This window comes from Candidatus Acetothermia bacterium (assembly GCA_024653305.1).
Classification (GTDB): domain Bacteria; phylum Bipolaricaulota; class Bipolaricaulia; order Bipolaricaulales; family Bipolaricaulaceae; genus JACIWI01.
Window position 1 is genome coordinate 50,989 of record JANLFW010000006.1, and the last position, 18,195, is coordinate 69,183.

Consider the following 18,195-nt stretch of genomic DNA (forward strand, 5'->3'; position numbering starts at 1 on the left):
CCACCGCGCACCACGCCGCGGGCTTTCCGCCGGCGTAGGCGAGGATCCCCGGGACCTCGCCCGAGTCCACGATCCGCTTTAGAGCGGCCTTGTTTCCCGCGCCCTTTTGCTGCACGAACTCCGACCGGGGTCGTGCGGCAGGCCGGGGGTCAATCCCGCGGGGAGCATCGGCTTCCGAAGAACGATGGGACCGAAGCAGGCGCACATCGGACTGCGTTTCGGTATACTCAGGGCGCCATGGTGCAGCCGCGACTCCCAACCCTCGGCATCGCCCCCGGCGACCTTCCCCCGTACGCGCTCCTGCCCGGCGATCCGGCCCGCGCCGCGCGCATCGCGGCGCGGCTGGATGGGGCGGAAGAAGTGGCCAAGAACCGCGAGTTCCACGCCTACCGCGGCACCTGGCGGGGCCTGCCGGTGGGTGTGGTCTCCACCGGGGTCGGCGCCCCCGGGGCGGCGATCTGCGTCGAGGAGGCGATCCGCGCCGGGGCCAAGGTCCTGATCCGGGTGGGGACCGCGGGGTCGCTCCAGGATCGCGTGCGGGATGGTGACCTGGTCGTAGCCCTCGGCGCGGTGCGGGCGGAGGGGACCACGCCGCGGCTCCTGCCCGTGGAGTTCCCGGCCTTGAGCGATCCGGACGTGGCCGCCGCCCTTTGGGAGTTGTCTGGGGAACGCGGCCTTCCTGTCCATCGCGGCGTGGTCGTCACCCTCGACGCGTTCTACCGCGGGGTCCTGGACCTTGGGCTGGACACGTTCTCCCGGAGTGGGGCCCTGGCGGTGGAGATGGAGTGCGCGGCCGTGTTCTGCGTGGCTGCCCTGCGCGGGGTCCGGGCCGGGGCCATTCTCGCCATCGATGGGGACGCCCGCCGGGCCACACTCGGCGACTATAATCCCCATCGGGACACCGTCCGGCAGGCCATCGATCGGGAGATCGGGGTGGCCCTGGAGGCGCTCCTCAAGATCGGTGGGGGGAAGGAGGTGGGAAAGGGGCGTAGGCGATCTTCCCTAGCTCACACCTTGAAAGGAGGACCAACAAGGAGGAAGGAATGAGGAAGTGGTTGTTAGCGATGTTGGTGGTGGTCGCTCTTCCGACCCAGGTCACCTGGGCCGAAGCCGATTGGACGATAACCATCCTTCATACGAACGATACCCATTCGCGGCTGGAGAACATGGCCCGGCAGGCCACACTGATCCAGGAGATTCGGGCGCAGGTCCCGGAGGTGATCCTCCTCCACGCCGGGGACGCGTTCCTGGGGACCCTCTACTTCACCGTGCACAAGGGGGCGGCGGACGCATGGGTCATGGACCACATGGACTTCACCGCCATGGCCCTCGGGAACCACGAGTTCGACGAGGGCTCGGCGACCCTGGCCAAGTTCGCCGAGGCGGTGGGCTTCCCCCTTCTCTCGGCCAACTTCGACTTCTCTCAGGACCCCCTCCTCGCCGGGGAGATCCTGCCCTACGTACTCGTGGACGTGGCCGGGAACCGGGTGGGGATCATCGGGCTCACCACCGAGGACACGGCGTGGAGCTCGAACCCTGGGCCGAACATCGCCATCGGCGACGCGTTCGCCGCCGCCCGGCGGGCGGTGGACGAGCTCACCGCCCAGGGCGTCACCGTGATCATCGCCCTGACCCACCTCGGTTGGGATCGTGACCTGGAGCTCGCCACGTCCGTGACCGGGATCGACATCGTCGTGGGCGGACACTCCCATACACTCCCTGCCGGGTACCCGGCGGTGGTGGAGCGCAAGCTCGTGAACATCAACACCGCCAGCGTGGACGAGCTTGTGGCCCTCCCCCGGATTGGCCCCACGTTGGCCCAGCGGATCGTGGATTGGCGTACGTCCCGCGGGCCGTTCCAGAAGATCGAGGAGATCATGAACGTGTCCGGGATCGGTCCCGCCACGTTCGCCGCCATTCGGGATCGGATCGCGGTCGCGGACGTCCGCATCCCCACCCTGGTCGTCCAGGCCGGGGAGCACGCCCAGCACCTCGGTCGGTTGGAGGTGACGTTCGACGGGCAAGGGGTCCTGACCGGTTGGAACGGGGAGCTCATCCCGGTGGCCGAGGTACCCATGGACCCGGCGATCGAGGCCCAGCTCGCCGTGTTTGGCGCCCCCATCGCCGCCCTCAAGGCACAGGCCGTGGGGGAGACGCGGGTCGACCTGGACGGAGATAAGACCCGGGTGCGCACCCGGGAGACGAACCTCGGGAACCTCATTGCCGACGCGATGTTGTGGAAGGCGAAGGCTGCCGGGGCCCAGATCGCCATCCAGAACGGGGGTGGGATCCGGGCCTCCATCCCCGCCGGCGAGGTCACCCTGGGCCAGGTCATGGAGGTCCTCCCATTCGGGAACTACCTTGTGGTCCTCGACGTCACCGGGGCCCAGCTCCTCGCCGCCCTGGAGAACGGGGTGAGCCTGGTGGAGCAGGCCAAGGGGCGGTTCCCCCAGGTGGCCGGGATCCGGTTCACCTGGGATCCGGCCAAGGCCGCCGGGGAGCGCGTCGTGTCCGTGGAGGTGTGGACGGAAGAGGGCTGGCGGCCGATCAACCCCAAGGGCACCTACCGCGTGGCCACCAACAACTTCCTCGCCGGGGGCGGGGACGGCTACGAGGTCTTCCTCGAGGCGCGGCAGGTCATCAACCTCGGGTTCGTGGACTACGAGGTCCTCGCCGACTACCTCCGCGCCCACTCTCCGGTGGCTCCGGAGGTGGAGGGGCGGATCGTGGAGCGGAGGTGAACCTTGATGGAGCCGTTCGGGAGGGGGTGAGAAGGAGCACAGCGGTGGATCGAACGCGGAGTGAGCTCGTGTAGACTGTGGATAGAGGAGGTGTTTCATGCGCAAGGGTTTGCTGTGGGCGTTGTTGATGGTCCTAGGTGTGGCGGTGGCCTTCGGTAGCATCCCCAAGATCGGGCTGATCCTGGCCACGGGTGGTCTGGGAGACCGGTCGTTCAACGACCAGTCCTACTGGGGCGCCGAGCGGGCGGCCAAGGAGCTGGCGGCCAAGTACGGGGTCCCGGTGGAACAGGTGTTCAGCTACGTGGAACCGCGGTCCATCGCCGACTACGAGGCGTTCCAGCGGGAGTTCGCCCGCTCCGGCGAGTACACGATCATCGTGTGCATCGGGTTTGACCAGGCCCCGGTGCTGGAAGAAGTGGCGCCGGACTATCCGAACCAGTGGTTCGTGGTCATCGATGCCGTGGCCGCGGTCGGCAACGTGGCCTCCATCGTGTTCAACGACTGGGAGGAGGCGTTCCTGTGCGGGGTGGTGGCCGGGCTCTGGACCAAGACCGGCAAGGTCGGGGTGGAGGGCGGGATGGACATCCCCCTCATCCGCCGGTTCGTGCAGGGCTTCACCCAGGGCGCGATGTGGGCCAACCCCGCGATCACGGAGGGAGACGTCCTCGTGCGCTACGTAGGCGCCTGGAACAACCCCACCCTGGGGAAGGAGCTTGCACTTGAGATGTACCAGGCTGGGGCGGACGTGGTCTACGGGGCGGCCGGCAAGTCCCACCTTGGGGTGTTCGCCGCCGCCGAGGAGAAGCCCGGGGTATGGTGGGCCATCGGCACCGACGTGGACCAGGCCTGGTCCACCCCTGAGCACGCCGACGTGATCATCGCCTCGGGCCTGAAGCGGGTGGACCTCGCCGTGTACACGGAGATCATGAAGGCGGTGGAGGGAACCTGGGCCCCCGGCGTCATCAGCTACGGCATGGCCGCGGAGGCCAAACTCGGCACCGGGATCGCCGTGGGCAGCGAGGATGCGCTCCCGCCCTACGTGGTCGCCAGCGCAAGCCAGGTCGCCATCCCCGCTGAGGTCGTGGCCAAGGCGGTCGAGGCCGCTCAGGGGATCCTCAACGGGACGATCGTGATCGAGCACGAGTAGTGCTCCTTTCTGATCAGGGATAAGGGGAAGGTCGATGCCCGGCGTAGAAGAGACGCCAGGCGGAGCCCGGCGCATCTCTCAGGCCGTGCGCATGGAGGGGATCGTGAAGCGGTTCCCCGGCGTTCTGGCCAACGCCGGCATCGACTTTTCCCTGGACTTCGGCGAGGCCCACGGCCTCCTTGGGGAGAACGGGGCCGGCAAAACGGTGCTCATGAGCATCCTGTACGGCCTCTACCAGCCCGATGCGGGGAGGATCTTCGTCCGGGGAACCCCCACCCGCATCGGAAGCCCCGCCGTGGCCATCCGCATCGGCATCGGCATGGTGCACCAGCACTTCATGCTCGTCCCCCGACTCACGGTGGCGGAGAACATCGCCGTGGGCTGGGAGCCCACCCGCGGGCCCCTGCTCGATCGCCGGGCTATGGTCCGCCGGATCGAGGCCTTGGTGGAGCAGTACGGGCTCGGGGTCGACCCCGAGGCCCGGGTGGAGGAGCTTGCGGTAGGGGAGCAACAGCGGGTGGAGATCCTCAAGGCCCTGTACCGCGGAGCAGAGGTGCTGATCCTGGACGAGCCTACCGCCGTGCTCGCCGAGCAGGAGGCAGAGGCGTTGTTCGCCGCCGTGCGTGCGCTCAAGGAGCAGGGGAAGGCGGTGGTGTTCATCACCCACAAGCTCGACGAGGCGCTCGCCGTGTGCGACCGGATCACCGTGCTCAGAAAAGGCAAGAACGTGGGCACCCTTCCGGCGAGCGAGGCCACCGAAACCCAGCTTGCCGAGCTCATGGTCGGCCGGGAGGTGGTGTTCCAGGTACGGCCGGAACCGGTGGTGAGCGAGGGGCAGCCCCTGGTTGCGGTGGAGGGCCTCGTGGCCACGGACGACCGGGGGGTGGAGGCGGTACGGGGGGTGAGCGTTGTCGTCCACGACCACGAGATCCTGGGGATCGCCGGCGTCCAAGGGAACGGCCAGAAGGAGCTGGTGGAGGCGATCTGCGGCCTCCGGCAGCCCCAAGCCGGCCACGTTTCCGTGGGCGGGCGCGACCTCACCGGGGCCAGCCCCCGGAAGCTCACCCGGGCCGGGTTGGTCCACGTCCCGGAGGACCGGCAGCAGCGGGGCCTCATCCTCCCGTTCACCGTGGCCGAGAACGCCATCCTCGGCCAGGAGTACGACCCCCGCTTCGCTATCGGCCCGTGGGCCCAGGCCCGCCGGAACATCGCCCGCTACGCCCAGGAGCTGGTGGAGCGGTTCTCCATCGCCGCCCCGTCGGTGCGCACCTCGGTGCAAGCCCTGTCCGGGGGGAACCAACAGCGGCTGATCCTGGCCCGGGAGCTCGGGCGCGGGCCACGGGTGGTGGTAGCCGTGCAGCCGACGCGGGGGCTCGATGTCGCGGGGATGGAGTTCGTGTGGAACCAACTTCTCGCCATGCGTCGCCAGGGGTGCGCGGTGCTTTTGGTGTCCATGGACCTGGACGAGGTGATGATGCTCTCGGACCGGATCGCGGTGATGTACCAAGGGGAGGTCGTGGCCGTGGTGCGACGGGGGGAGGCTACCAAGCGCGAGCTGGGGCTGTGGATGCTCAGGGGGAAGGGTGAAGTGGCTTAGGGAAATGGCCCCGGTGGCCGGGGCGATCGCCCTCGCCCTGGGGGTAGGAGCTATCGTCACCGCTCTCACCGGCTACTCCGTGCCCGCGGTGTACCGGGAGCTCGTCCGGGGCGCGTTCGGGGGCAAGTACCAGCTGTTCCAGACGTTGACCCAAGCGACCCCGATCGTCTTCACCTCGCTTTCGTTCGTGATCGCGTTTCGTTGTGGCCTGTTCAACATCGGAGCGGAGGGGCAGCTCTACGTGGGCGCGTTCGCCGCGGCGTGGGCTGGGTTCACGTTGGAGCTTCCCCCGGTGCTGCATACCGTGGTGTGCCTGCTGTGTGGCGCCGTGGCCGGAGGATTGTGGGGCCTCGTTCCCGGGTGGCTGCGGGCCCGGCGCGGGGCGAACGAGTTCGTGACCACGATGATGCTCTCCTACGTGGCCATCTACCTCACGAGCTGGCTCGTCTCGCCCCGGGGGCCGTACCACGGCACCCAGTGGGCGAACCAGACGGTGCGCATCCTCCGCAGCGCGGAGCTGCCGCGGTTCATGGCCGGGGCCCAGCTGTCGTGGGGGATCGCGGTGGGGGCCATGGTGGCCGTGCTCGTGTGGTACTTCATCTTTCGTACCCCGCGTGGGTACCAAATCCGGGCGGTGGGGCAGAACCCCCAGGCTGCCGAGTACGGGGGGATCGACGTATCGAGGAGCATGATCCTCGCCCTGACCTTGGCCGGGGCGCTCGCGGGTTTGGGCGGGGCGGCGGAGATCTTGGGCACCCACCGCCGGTTCATCGAGTTCTTCTCGCCGGGATATGGCTGGGACGGGATCGCCGGCGGGCTCATTGCCCGAGCTCACCCCATCGCCGCGATCTTCGCCGCGATCCTGATGGGGGCGCTCAGGGCGGGGGGGATGGCCATTGACCGGGCCGGGGTGGCGCCGGCGGACCTGGCGGCGGTGTTCCAGGGGCTGGTGATCCTGTTCGTGGTGGCCCCGGAGCTCATCCGCCACCTCAAACGGTTGGGTGCGCTAAGGAGGAGCCGTGTCCGTTCTGAGCCTTGAACTCCTCGTCTCCGCGCTGCGGCTGGCCACCCCCATTGCCCTGGTGGCCCTGGGGGAGACCTACTCCGAGCGGGCCGGGGTGATCAACGTTGGGGTGGAGGGGATGGCCCTGGCCGGGGCGTTGACCACGGCCATCGTGGCCTACTTCAGTGGGAGCCCTACCTTGGCCCTGGTGGCGGCGATCGGGGTGGGGGCCCTCCTGGGGGCGCTCCACGCCGTCTGGAGCGTGTACCTCAGGGCGGACCACGTGGTGTCCGGCGCGGCCATCAACCTGTTGGTGGTGGGGTTCGCCCTGTTCCTCACCCGGGTCATCTGGGGCTGGCGCGGCACTTCCCCCTCCGCCCCCACCTTGAACGCCTGGATCCTGGTGGGCGCGGGCCTGTTCCTCATCGCCCTTTCTCAGGTCTACATCTTCCGCACCCCGTGGGGCTTGAGGCTGCGGGTGGTGGGTGAGCACCCCCGGGCCGCGGACACCGCGGGGATCAACGTGTACCGGACCCAGCTAATCTACACCGTGCTAAACGGCGCCCTGTGTGGCCTGGCCGGGGCGTTCCTGTTCAACAATCTAGGGAGGTTTACCGACGGCATGGTGGGGGGCCGCGGCTTCATCGGCATCGCGGCGATGGTCGTCGGCAACTACCGGCCCCTTCCCGCCCTTCTCGCCGCGTACCTGTTTGGGTTCGTGGACGCCCTGCAGATGAGGCTTCAGGCGTACATCCCCTCCCAGTTCTCGCTGATGCTCCCTTACATCCTCACTGTGGTGGTGCTGGCCGGGTTCCTGGGCCGAACCAAGGTCCCCAAGGCCCTGGGGAAGCCGTACGTGAAGGAGCGCGGGTGATTCGTGAGTGGGCAGGGGGAGGGGAAAATGTGGGTTGAGCTAACATTAGTGGTGGGAATACCCTCGCTTTTGGGTGCTGTAGCGCTGGGGGAGGAGGCGCCAAGGGCGGTGCCCTCTTGGGCTTGGGTGGGCAGCACCGGGTTCTCCGGGGGGTACGGCGAGGCCCTTGTCCCAAAGGCAAGCGGCTTTTTGATCTTCCGCCAATATCAAGCCAACCAGAAACCCGAGCTTGAGCTGTACGAGATAGGCGAGGATGGGGTCCCGTGCTCGCGCGGAGGAAATCGTGGCCCGCGGGACGTACGGAGCCGCCCGACTTCGAATCGGGAGTGGCGGCCGCTTCTTTCTTACCGGTGGCACCGCCCTGGCCGAGTTCTATTTGGGGCACCGACGTTCCTTCGCCTTGGATCTCTTCACCGCAGAGGAGGGGCTTGTCCTGCCTTTCTCGCGCCTTTTCGAAAACCAGCTTGGGGATGCCGGGTTCGAAGTCCGGACGGTACGTCGGCGGGCAAGCTTTGCCGAGTTCACGGTGAAGATAGGGGCTGAGGAGGTGCGCGTACAGCTTGCTTACGATTCACCGTTTCGGTTCCATCCCCCGGAGGAGGCGGCGTTCGTCAGGGTGAACGATTTCGTGGATCTGGCGGTCGACAAGTTCTTGGCCTTTTTCGGCCGCGCCGAGCCCAGGGATGCGGTGGACCTTTTCTTCCTCCTTCGAGAGCCCGAACTCAAAGGGCTGATGGAGTTGGCCCGTCGGAAGGACCCCGGCTTTGATCCCTACTGGCTTGCCCAAGCGTTCCAGCGGGTGGAGGAATTCCCGGATGAGCCCGAGCGATGGCCGGTAGAGATGGTAGCCTCCTGGGATCCCCAGGAAATCAAGGCCCGATTCACTTGCCTTGCCCGTTCCATCCTTGAGGGCATCCAGAAAGGAGAACAAGGGTGATCAGGCCGGTTTACTGGGAGGACGGGGCGATAAAGCTCTTGGATCAGATGAGGCTTCCGCAGGAGGAGGTGTGGCTTTCCCTCACCCGCTGGGGGGAGGTGGCGGAGGCGATAAAGAGCATGCGGGTGCGCGGGGCACCGGCGATCGGGATCGCCGCCGCCTACGGCCTCGCCCTGGCGGTCTGGAACCCCTCTCCGGGCAAGGCCCCCCGGGCCGCGTTCGAGGAGGCCGCGGAGGGCCTTTCCCGGACGCGCCCTACCGCCGTGAACCTGTTCTGGGCCATCCGCCGGATGGAAGGCGCATTCCGCCGACTTGCGGGTTCGGACCCAGGGGAGCTGCGCCGGGGGGTCCTCGCGGAGGCGGTACGGATCCACGAGGAGGACATCGCCGCCAATCGGCGGATCGGGGAGTACGGGGCGGCCCTCCTTCCACAAGGGGCGCGGGTGCTGACCATCTGCAACACCGGGGCCCTCGCCACCGGCGGATATGGCACCGCCCTCGGGGTGGTGCGGGCGGCTTGGGAACAAGGGAAGCTCCGCGAGGTGTACGCGTGCGAGACACGCCCCCTCCTCCAGGGGGCGCGGCTCACGGCGTGGGAGCTCCTCACAGAACGGATCCCGTTTCGGCTGATCGTGGACGGGGCGGCAGGATGGCTCATGGCCCGGGGCGGGGTGGACGCGGTCCTGGTGGGGGCGGACCGCATCGCCAGGAGCGGCGACGTGGTCAACAAGATCGGCACCTATACCCTGGCCTGTCTTGCCCATCGTCATGGCATCCCGTTCTACAGCGCTGCCCCCACCTCAACGATCGACCTCGCCGTGGCCACGGGGGCGGAGATCCCGATCGAGGAGCGGGCGGAGGAGGAGGTGGTTGCGCCGCGCGGGGTCACGTTCGCCCCGCCCGGGGCACGGGCGTGGAACCCGGCGTTCGACGTGACCCCGGCGGAGCTCGTCACGGCCATCGTCACCGAGCGGGGGGTGATCCGGCCACCTTACCATGACACGGTCCCTGCGGCTCTGGCGTGAGCGGGTGACGGAGACCGCCCGGGAAATGGCTGCCCGTGGTCTGGTTCGGGGGAGCTCGGGGAACGTCTCGGTGCGGGTAGGGGACACCGTCCTCATCACCCCGACCCGCATCCCCTACGCGTACCTGCGGGCTCGTCAGGTGGTGGCCATTGACCTTGCGGGAAAAGCCCTGTCCGGGAGCGGCGGGCCGTCGTCGGAGTGGCGGTTGCACGTGGCCATCTACCGGGCCCGGGCGGACGTGCGGGCCATTGTGCATACCCACTCCCCGTACGCCACCGCTGTGGCCGTGCCCCTTCCCGAGCTTCCGGTGGCCCACGACGAGGGGGAGCTTCTGTTCGGCCGGGCGATTCCCGTAGCCCGACATGCCCCGCCGGGGACGTGGGATCTGGCCCACGCCGCGGTGGCCGCCTTGGGCGGCGGGAACGCCGTGCTCCTCGCCCGGCATGGCGCGGTGGCGGTGGGGTCGACCCTGCGGCAGGCCCTCGACCTCGCCGAGAAGCTGGAAGAAACCGCCCAGCTCTTCTCCTTCCGTTTTCCGGACTAGAGGTCAGGGCTGAGGGGGCATCCTGAACGCACCGAAGTCGTAGCCCTGGGCGTTGAGTCGCGCCACGATCCCTGTGAGCACATCCGCCGGAAGTTCCGGGGTTCGGCTCAGGATCCACCCGAAAGGGCGGCGCTACGCCTCGGACCGTAGCATCGGGCTTCATGCCCGACGTTCGGAGCCATCGGCCCCGGACCGGCCGAGCCCCAGTCCAGGCGTTCGGGCCGGGGGGCTACTTGTCCTTCTCGAACTTCTCCTTCGAGGCGCCGCAGCTCGGGCACTTCTTGGGGCGAGAACTCCCGTTTACCACTTCACCGCACAACGAGCAAACCCACTTCGGCATCTCCGTTCCCTCACCCTTTGCCGGCCCCATTATACGGGGCGGCTGGCGGTGGGGTGGCACGGGTAGGGGTAGGTGGCGCTGGCCTGTGGACGAGGTCCCCGGGGATACGGCCATCTACTGGCCGGGATCAACCTCGAGGGTCCGGAGCTGCTTCTGGCCAAGGATCGCGGGTTCGACCTCGCCTGACCCACCATCCGCGGGTGGGGCGGTGGTTCGGTTCCACGAGGCGCTCCACCGCCACGTGGCCGCGCACGGCCTTACGAAACGTCGTCCATAAAGGACGACGCTACACCTGTAGCGTCGGGGTTTATCCCCGACGTTCAGGTTGGGCCTTGTGCCCGACGCTCGCGGGGTTCATCCCCGACGCCAAACCCGACGTCCCCTCGGGCTGGGGCATCACTCGAAAACCTCCTCCGGAGCACTTCGGGGGCAGCGGAAAACTCCTGGAGCTCCAGCAGGCGCTGTTCGCCGGTAGTAAGGTCCTTTACCTTGGCCTGACCCTGTTCAAGCTCCTCCGGGCCCACGATCAGGGCGTAGCGGGCGCGGCGTCCCGCCACCTGCATCGCCTTCCGGAGCGAACGCCCCATGTACTCCATGTCCGCAGAAACCCCGGCCCGCCTGAGCTGGGCAAGGAGCTCGATCGCCTTCCTCTGCGCCTCGTCCCCGATCGGGACCACGCAGCACGCAAGCTCGGGCGTCGCGTCCTTTTCCTCCCCCCGTTGGGCCTGGAGCACAAGCACCAACCGTTCCATCCCCCCGGCAAACCCGACCCCGGGCGTGGCCGGTCCCCCGAGAAGCTCCACCAGGTCGTCGTACCGCCCCCCGCCCAGAAGCGCATCCTGGGCCCCAAGCTCCCGGGAACACAGCTCGAACACGGTCCGGGTGTAGTAGTCGAACCCCCGGACCAGGGTGTGGTCGAGCTCATACCTGAGCGCGAGCGCGTCGAGATGCTCCCTGACTTGTTGGAAGTGGTGCCGGCAGGCGTCACACAGGTGGTCTACGCTCTTCGGCGCGCTTCGGATCGCGGGCTGGCATTGGGGTTGCTTGCAATCGAGGATGCGCATCGGATTTTCGGCAAGGCGGCGCTGGCAGTCGGCACACAGCTCGGACGCCCGGGGGAGGAAGTGCTGGCGGAGAGCCTCCCGGTAGCCGACCCGATCCCGAGCGCAGCCAATGGAGTTGAGCCGCAAAAACAGCCCTTCCCGGCGGAGGCCCAACCGCTCCATGAGGAAGCTCGCCAGGTCGATGACCTCAGCATCCAGCGCCGGATCGAGCGACCCCAGGGCCTCCACCCCATACTGGTGGAACTGGCGCTGGCGGCCCTTCTGGGGCTTCTCGTAACGGAACATGGGCCCAATGTAGTAGAGCTTGGCCAAATCCCCTTTGGCGTAGAGGCCGTGCTCCACGTACGCCCGCACCACCGACGCCGTCGCCTCCGGGCGCAGGGCAAGCTCAAGGCCCTTTTTGTCGGGGAACACGTACATCTCCTTGTGCACGACGTCGGTGGTCTCCCCCACCCCCCGGCTGAACAGGGCCGCGAGCTCCACCAGCGGCGGGCGGATCTCCCGGTACCCGTACAGGGCGAAGGCAGCACGGATCTCCGCCTCCACCCGCTGCCAAAAGGGGGTTTCCTCGGGCAGGATGTCCCGCATCCCCCGTACGCTCTCGACCTTCATCCGCCGATCGCCCGCTCCAGGTTCACCATCTCCACCAGGGCCTCCGCGGCCTGGGCGCCCTTGTTGCCGACCTTGCCCCCGGCCCGCTCCAGGGCCTGATCTTGCGTGTCAGCGGTGATCACCCCGAACGCCACCGGCACCGGGAGCTCCAGATTAAGCTTCGCAAGGCCTTTCGCGACCTCGGCGGCCACGTACTCGAAGTGGGGCGTGGCCCCGCGCACCACCGCCGCCAGGGCGAGGACCCCGTGGACCTTGCCCGACGAGCCGAGGGTCCGCACCGCCCGCGGGAGCTCGAACGCCCCCGGCACCCATGCCACCGCGATGTCCTTTTCCTCTACCCCGAGCCGCCGCAGGCGGTCCACCGCCCCGGCCAGGAGCTCCTTGGTCACGAGCTCGTTGAACCGGGACACGGCGATCCCGACCTTTAGCCCCTTTCCGTCCAGCTTTCCCTCGTAGGCGGCCATCCCTCCTCCTTCATACCTTCCTGAGCTCGTGGCCGAGCTTCTCCTTCTTCGCCTTGAGGTAGCGCACGTTGTACGGGTTCGGCTCGACCTCGATCGGCACCTGCTCCACGATCTCCAGGCCGTAGCCTGCGAGCCCGGCCACCTTGCGCGGGTTGTTCGTGAGGAGTCGGATCTTCTTCACCCCGAGGTCGACCAGGATCTGGGCCCCGATCCCGTACTCCCGTAGGTCGGCCGGGTACCCGAGGCGCAGGTTGGCCTCCACCGTGTCCAGGCCCTGATCCTGAAGGTGGTAGGCGCACACCTTGTTGGCGAGCCCGATCCCCCGCCCCTCCTGGCGCATGTAGAGCACCACCCCCCGCCCCTCCCGATCGACCATGTCGAGCGCGGCGTGGAGCTGGCCGCCGCAGTCGCACCGCAGCGACCCCAGGGCGTCCCCGGTCAGGCACTCCGAGTGCACCCGCACCAGCACCGGCGCCTCCCCAGCGAGGTCGCCCTTCACCAGGGCCACGTGCTCCTGCCCGGCGATCCGGTCGCGGAAGGTGACGATGCGGAACTCCCCCCACCGCGTGGGCAGGTCCGCCTCGCAGATCCGGTCCACCAGCTTCTCCCGCCTCTTGCGGTACGCGATGAGGTCGGCGATGGTCAGAATCGGAAGCCCATGACGTTCCCCGAACGCCACGAGATCGGGGAGGCGGGCCATCGTCCCGTCGTCGTTCATGATCTCGCAGATCACCCCCACCGGGGCGAGGCCGGCGAGCACGCACAGGTCCACCGCGGCCTCGGTGTGCCCGGCCCGGCGCAGGACGCCGCCGTCGCGGGCGATCAGGGGGAACACGTGCCCGGGCCGGACGAGGTCATCTGGCCGCGAGCTCGGGTCGGCCAGGACGCGGAGCGTGCGCGCCCGGTCGTGGGCGGAGATGCCGGTGGTGACGCCGACCCGGGCGTCCACAGACACGGTGAACGCCGTCTCGTGGCTGTCCTGAGGCGGCTCCACCATCGGGCGGAGCTCCAGCCGCTCCGCCCACTCCCGGGGAAGGGGCACGCACAGGAGTCCCCGCGCCTCGCGGACCATGAAGTTCACCGCGTCCGTGGTCGCCTTCTCCGCGGCCATCACGAGGTCGCCCTCGTTCTCCCGGTCCTCGTCATCGACGACGATGATCATCCGGCCGGCCCGGATCGCCGCCACCGCTTCCTCTACCGTCGCCAGCTTCACCGCTCCCTCCACCGCCGCACGTACTTGGCCAAGACGTCGAACTCCAGGTTCACCCGGTCTCCCACCCGGCGGGCACGGAGGTTCGTGTGCTCCCAGGTATAGGGGACGATCGCACAGCGAAAGTTCCCCTCCTCAACTTCGTACGGGGTTAGGCTAATTCCGTCCACACCCACCGACCCCTTGTCCGCCACGAGCTCGGAGAACCGGGGATCGAAGGAGACGCCGAGCAGTACGTCCTCCCCTCTTCGCTCGAGGAGGGCTACCTTGCCCACCGTGTCCACGTGCCCGAGGAGGAAGTGGCCACCCAATTCCTCCCCAACCCGGAGGGCCGGCTCCAGGTTCACCGCCTCTCCCGGCCGAAGGTCACCCAGGGCAGTGCGGGCGAGCGTTTCCTGGGAAAGAGCCATCGTCATCCCTACATCGCGCACGGCGGCCACGGTTAGGCAAACCCCGTTCACCGCCAAGCTCGCCCCCTCGTCCAGGGCCACGCCCTCGGCGCGCACCGTAAGCCGCCGCGGCTCCCGCCGCACCACCTGGCCCACGGCGCGCACAATGCCGGTGAACATGATCTATACAGTGTATGCGGTTTCCCGCCCCCACACAACCGGTTGCGGCCTCCCTTGACACCCGGTAAAGTTCGTTCGGCAATGTGGAGAACAGTCCTGGCCTTGGCCCTCGTGTTCAGCCCCTGGTTCCTCACCGTGCTGGCCGACCAGCCCCTGGAGATCGTGCGCCTGCTCCACGACGGCGGCGAGGTGGTGCAGGTCACCAATGGCCTGGTGCGGTACCAGTTCGCCGAGCTGGGGGGGAGCCTGCGGAGCGCGTACGTGCACTTCACGAGCTACCGCACCCAGAACATGGACGCGGTGCCGGGGTGGGAGGGCGGCGTTCAGCCCTCCCTCGGCCCGGGGGTCAGCCTGCCGTTCGAGGTGTGGCTCGACGAGGCCACCGTCGATCCAACTGTGTACGCCGTGGCCGTGGAAACCCTGGCCCCGGATGTGGCGGTGGTGCGGCTGCAGAGGTCCGGAGACGGCCTCGTCGTCGACAAGGCGTTCACCATCAACTGGGATGCGTTCTACACGATGGACGTGAACGTCCGCGTCCAGGCCCCAGGACAAAGGGTGAGGCTCGTCCTCGGCCATCGCCCGAGCGGCCGGGATGTCCCAGACCTCCGGTTCCTCTACGATGGCAGGGTCTACACCGCCCCCCTTGCCCCGGGCACCTACACCAAGTTCGAGGGCGTGGGCCTGGTGGGCAAGGAGATGGTGTACTTCTTGAGGGTCCAGGAGGGGACGGGCACCCCGTTCTTCGGGCAAAACGCGGCCGGCCAGCCCGTGTTCGGCCTGGAGGCCACCGGCGAATTGGCGATCCGGGGAACGCTCTACAGCGGCCGCAACCGATATCTCCTCCTGCAGAGGTCCGGACTGGAGGTGCTAACCCCGCTCGGGTTCTTCTCCCGCTTCCTGGTGTGGGTGATGCAGTTTTTCGAGTGGCTGTATCGGATCACCGGGAACTACGGCTGGGCGATCATCCTGTTCACCCTGATCACCCGCATCGTCGTGTACCCGCTCATGCGCAACCAGTACCGGTCGATGGCCAAGATGCAGCGGCTCGCCCCCAAGCTCAAGAAGCTCCAGGAGCGGTACAAAGACGACCGGCAGGCCCTGCAACAGCAGATGATGGAGCTGTACCGCCAGGAGGGGGTCAACCCGTTGGGTGGGTGCCTTCCGATGCTGCTGCAGTTTCCGATCCTGATCCTGCTGTGGCAAACGATCATGTACTCGGCGGAGCAGATCCACCTCTCCCCGGGGTTCCTCTGGATCCGCGACCTCTCTCAGCCTGATCCGTACTACATCCTGCTGATCCTGGCTACCGGAGCGCAGCTCCTCCAGCAGTGGTTCACCCAGCGGCGCATGCCGGAACCGCCCACCGGGGGGAGCCAGGTCCTGGGGTGGGTGTTCCCGCTCGTCATGGCCTTGCTCTTCATGAGCTTCCCGGCCGGGCTGTGGCTGTACTGGCTCCTCACCACCCTCCTCCAGATCGGGCAGCAGTGGATCTTCGACTGGGAGATGGCCCGCGAAGCCCGGGTCCCCACCGCCACGGCGGACGATGGACGCCAAGACCGGTGAGGCTATCCGCCAGTTCTTCTCCGGTTGCCTCGTCGTGCTGGGTGAGCCGGGGCAGGTGGAGGTCACCCCCGAGGATGGGGACGTCTACGTCAACCTGAGCGGGCCGTTCAAGCTCATCCCCCAAGGGGATTCTGCCTTCCGGGCCGCTTTGAGCCGGGTGGCCCAGCTCCACCTCCGGGCCGATCTGCCCCAAGGCGTCCGCATCGTGGTGGACATCAACGGGGAGGCGCTCGCCCGCCGTCATGAGCTTGAGGAGCGGGCTCGCCGGGTGGCGGAACGGGTGGTGGCCGAGCGGCGCCGGATCCAGTTGGAGCCGATGCCTCCTCAGGACCGCCGGGTGATCCACCTCGTGCTGGCCGACTTCCCCGGGGTGCGCACGTACTCGGTGGGGAAGGGCAGCGGCCGCCGGGTGGTCATCGAACCAACCCAGGAATGAACCTGCGCCGTGCCGTCCTCGGTCCTACCCCGCCCGTACGGGCAGGAGAGGGCCGGGTGGAGGTGCTCGGCATCCCGCTCACCGCGCTTTCCCAGGACGGGTTCGTGAACGAGGTGGCCCGCCGCCTCGCCCAGGGGGAGCGAGGGATCGCCCTGTTCACCCCGGACGCCTGGGCAGCCGCACGGGCTATCCTGTACGACGACATCCGCGCCCTGTACCGACAGGCGGACTTGGTGGCATGCGATGGAACCTCTCTCGCCTGGGCGGCGCGGGTCGGGGGGCACCCCCTGCCCCGGGTGGCCGGGGTGGACCTGGCGTGGGCGCTGTGCGCACGGGGGACCGAGGTAGGGTGGTCGGTGTACCTCCTCGGGGGCCGGCCGGGGGTGGCTGCGGCCGCCGCGCGCCGGGTGCGCGCCGCGTTCCCCGGGCTCAGGATCGTGGGCACGCACCACGGGTACTTCGCGGGAGGCGGCCCCGTTCGCGAAATCCGCCGGCTGCAGCCTGATTTGCTTCTCGTGGCGCTCGGGCATCCCAAGCAGGAGCGGTGGATCCTCGCCCACCGCGACCTCGGGGCCGGTCTCCTCATGGGGGTGGGAGGGACGCTGGATCTCTGGGCCGGCCGGTTCTGCCGGGCCCCCCGGGCTTGGCAGCGGTTAGGGCTGGAGTGGCTGTGGCGGGCAGCCCAGGACCCACGCCGGGTCCGAAGGCTGTGGGCGGTCCCATTCCTCCTCTACCACATCGGGCTCGGCTGGACCCGCTGCCGAGGAAAACGAGGATAAGGCGATCAGCGCCGGGCCCTCGCCTTTTCCGCGGTGAGGGTCCACCAGTAGAAGATCGGGTTGGCCACGTAGAACGTGGAATAGGTGCCGACGATCACGCCCATCAGCATCGCCACGGTGAACCCCCGCAACGCGGTCCCGCCGAACACGAACAAGATCACGATGGGGACCAACGTGGTGGACACGGTGTTGATGGTCCGGGTGAGCGTCTGGTTGATGGAACGGTTGATGAGATCGCGGAGCGGGGTCTTCTTGGAGAGCTTCAGGTTCTCCCGCACCCGGTCGAAGATGACGATCGTGTCGTTGAGGGAGTAACCAACCACCGTGAGCAGGGCGGCGATCACCGGAAGGTCGATCTCCAAGCGGAACAAGGCGAACACGCCCAACGTGATGACCACGTCGTGGATAAGGGCCGCCACCGCCCCCACCGCGTACCGGAGGCGGAACCGCCACGCGATGTACACGAGCATCGCGGCCATCGCCACCAGAATCGCCTGCCAGGCGCGGTTGACGATCTCCCGGGACACCTGAGCCCCGATGTCCGTCACGCTGGTGTCTGGAAGACCGTTCACCTGGGCCGGCTCCGGGATCCCCGAGCCCGCTGCTGGGCGGGCAAGGGCCTCGCGCATCCGGGCCTTGAGCTCCTCAGAGGATTCCCGGACGGTCACGATCTTTCCGGGCAGGGTTACCCCCTCCCGGTCGGCGGTCACGCTCTGGACGTACAGGGTGGATTTGGCCGTGCCCTCCCCCACGAGTGGGGCGAGGTAGCTGCGGAGGGCGTCGTTGGTGAGGTTCGTGCCCGTGGGGTAGAAGATGGTGAGCTGGATGCCGCCGGTGAAGTCGATGCCCGGGCGCAGGCCGACGAACACCAGCACCAGGATGCTCGCCAACACCAGCGCACCCGAGAGGGAGGAGAAGTACTTCGCCTTGCCCATGAAGTCAAACTGGGTCATGGCCTTCTCCTGTTCAGGCGGCCTTGAGGCGACGGCTCAGTCGGGCCTTGAGTCGGGCAGCCCGGTTGGGATGAATGACCCCGCGCGCGGCGGCCTTGTCCACCGCCTTCTGGAACTGGGGGAGGACCTTGCGGGCTTCTTCCTTGTCTCCGGCCTCGACCAGCGTCTGAAACTTGCGGCGCCAAAACCGGACGGCGCTCTTGCGCAGGTCGTTCCTCCTTCGGTGAGCCAAGCTCTTCCGCAGCTGACGTTTGGCTGAACGCGTGTTGGGAATGGCCAATCCCCTCCTTATCCTTGGTGAATCCGAAGGGAAATGGTAGCCCTTCCCTGGGCCCGG

18 protein-coding genes are annotated in these 18,195 nt (G+C 68.1%); 12 read left to right on the plus strand and 6 right to left on the minus strand.

Annotation, left to right across the window (positions count from 1 at the left end):
- Nucleotides 1-237 precede the first annotated feature (237 nt).
- From NUV94_03605 to NUV94_03645, 9 genes are all read left to right on the plus strand, one after another.
- Nucleotides 238-1,047, plus strand: coding sequence for a nucleoside phosphorylase (locus NUV94_03605; protein MCR4391868.1), 810 nt, complete (start codon nt 238-240; stop codon nt 1,045-1,047).
- Complete coding sequence (locus NUV94_03610) at nt 1,044-2,741, plus strand: 5'-nucleotidase C-terminal domain-containing protein (GenBank protein MCR4391869.1); 1,698 nt, start codon at nt 1,044-1,046, stop codon at nt 2,739-2,741. Before NUV94_03605 ends, NUV94_03610 begins: the two co-directional genes overlap by 4 nt.
- Before the next feature lie 97 nt (nt 2,742-2,838).
- Entirely contained in the window at nt 2,839-3,888 is a 1,050-nt protein-coding gene (locus NUV94_03615) for a BMP family ABC transporter substrate-binding protein (protein MCR4391870.1), read from the plus strand.
- A gap of 34 nt (nt 3,889-3,922) precedes the next feature.
- Nucleotides 3,923-5,485 carry an ABC transporter ATP-binding protein gene (locus NUV94_03620; protein ID MCR4391871.1) on the plus strand — a complete coding sequence of 521 codons (1,563 nt, stop codon included), beginning with the start codon at nt 3,923-3,925 and terminating at the stop codon, nt 5,483-5,485.
- Nucleotides 5,472-6,524, plus strand: a complete 1,053-nt coding sequence (locus NUV94_03625) for an ABC transporter permease (protein ID MCR4391872.1) — start codon at nt 5,472-5,474, stop codon at nt 6,522-6,524. The genes NUV94_03620 and NUV94_03625 overlap by 14 nt, the downstream gene beginning before the upstream one ends.
- On the plus strand, nt 6,505-7,362 hold the full coding sequence (locus tag NUV94_03630; GenBank protein ID MCR4391873.1) for an ABC transporter permease: 858 nt from the start codon (nt 6,505-6,507) through the stop codon (nt 7,360-7,362). Before NUV94_03625 ends, NUV94_03630 begins: the two co-directional genes overlap by 20 nt.
- A gap of 253 nt (nt 7,363-7,615) precedes the next feature.
- The gene (locus tag NUV94_03635; protein MCR4391874.1) at nt 7,616-8,299 is read left to right on the plus strand and encodes a nucleotidyl transferase AbiEii/AbiGii toxin family protein; all 684 of its coding nucleotides are present in this window, start codon (nt 7,616-7,618) and stop codon (nt 8,297-8,299) included.
- Complete coding sequence (gene mtnA, locus NUV94_03640; GenBank protein MCR4391875.1) at nt 8,299-9,324, plus strand: S-methyl-5-thioribose-1-phosphate isomerase; 1,026 nt, start codon at nt 8,299-8,301, stop codon at nt 9,322-9,324. The genes NUV94_03635 and mtnA overlap by 1 nt, the downstream gene beginning before the upstream one ends.
- Nucleotides 9,325-9,328: 4 nt before the next feature.
- Entirely contained in the window at nt 9,329-9,868 is a 540-nt protein-coding gene (locus tag NUV94_03645) for a class II aldolase/adducin family protein (protein ID MCR4391876.1), read from the plus strand.
- Nucleotides 9,869-10,528: 660 nt separating this feature from the next.
- Here NUV94_03645 and hisS read toward each other — a convergent pair.
- Genes hisS through NUV94_03665 form a run of 4 tightly spaced genes read right to left on the minus strand, consistent with a single transcriptional unit; the run spans nt 10,529 to nt 14,127 of the window.
- On the minus strand, nt 10,529-11,884 hold the full coding sequence (hisS, locus tag NUV94_03650; protein ID MCR4391877.1) for a histidine--tRNA ligase: 1,356 nt from the start codon (nt 11,882-11,884) through the stop codon (nt 10,529-10,531).
- Complete coding sequence (gene ribH, locus NUV94_03655) at nt 11,881-12,348, minus strand: 6,7-dimethyl-8-ribityllumazine synthase (protein MCR4391878.1); 468 nt, start codon at nt 12,346-12,348, stop codon at nt 11,881-11,883. The genes hisS and ribH overlap by 4 nt, the downstream gene beginning before the upstream one ends.
- A 10-nt stretch (nt 12,349-12,358) precedes the next feature.
- Nucleotides 12,359-13,510, minus strand: coding sequence for a bifunctional 3,4-dihydroxy-2-butanone-4-phosphate synthase/GTP cyclohydrolase II (locus NUV94_03660; GenBank protein MCR4391879.1), 1,152 nt, complete (start codon nt 13,508-13,510; stop codon nt 12,359-12,361).
- A 47-nt stretch (nt 13,511-13,557) separates the two neighbouring features.
- Nucleotides 13,558-14,127, minus strand: coding sequence for a riboflavin synthase (locus NUV94_03665; GenBank protein ID MCR4391880.1), 570 nt, complete (start codon nt 14,125-14,127; stop codon nt 13,558-13,560).
- Nucleotides 14,128-14,208: 81 nt separating this feature from the next.
- Between NUV94_03665 and yidC the strand changes: the two genes are divergently transcribed.
- From yidC to NUV94_03680, 3 genes are read left to right on the plus strand one after another with little or no spacing between them, the layout of a single operon-like run.
- Complete coding sequence (gene yidC / locus NUV94_03670; GenBank protein ID MCR4391881.1) at nt 14,209-15,690, plus strand: membrane protein insertase YidC; 1,482 nt, start codon at nt 14,209-14,211, stop codon at nt 15,688-15,690.
- Nucleotides 15,671-16,126: a hypothetical protein gene (locus NUV94_03675; GenBank protein MCR4391882.1), complete on the plus strand. Its 456-nt coding sequence runs from the start codon at nt 15,671-15,673 to the stop codon at nt 16,124-16,126. Before yidC ends, NUV94_03675 begins: the two co-directional genes overlap by 20 nt.
- A complete protein-coding gene (locus tag NUV94_03680; protein ID MCR4391883.1) occupies nt 16,123-16,905 on the plus strand; it encodes a WecB/TagA/CpsF family glycosyltransferase in 783 nt (260 codons plus the stop codon). Before NUV94_03675 ends, NUV94_03680 begins: the two co-directional genes overlap by 4 nt.
- A gap of 5 nt (nt 16,906-16,910) precedes the next feature.
- On the opposite strand, the gene secF is transcribed toward NUV94_03680, so the two are convergent.
- Both secF and rpsT read right to left on the minus strand, forming a co-directional pair.
- Nucleotides 16,911-17,858 carry a protein translocase subunit SecF gene (gene secF / locus NUV94_03685; protein ID MCR4391884.1) on the minus strand — a complete coding sequence of 316 codons (948 nt, stop codon included), beginning with the start codon at nt 17,856-17,858 and terminating at the stop codon, nt 16,911-16,913.
- Nucleotides 17,859-17,871: 13 nt separating this feature from the next.
- Nucleotides 17,872-18,138, minus strand: coding sequence for a 30S ribosomal protein S20 (gene rpsT / locus NUV94_03690; protein MCR4391885.1), 267 nt, complete (start codon nt 18,136-18,138; stop codon nt 17,872-17,874).
- Between the last annotated feature and the right edge of the window lie 57 nt (nt 18,139-18,195).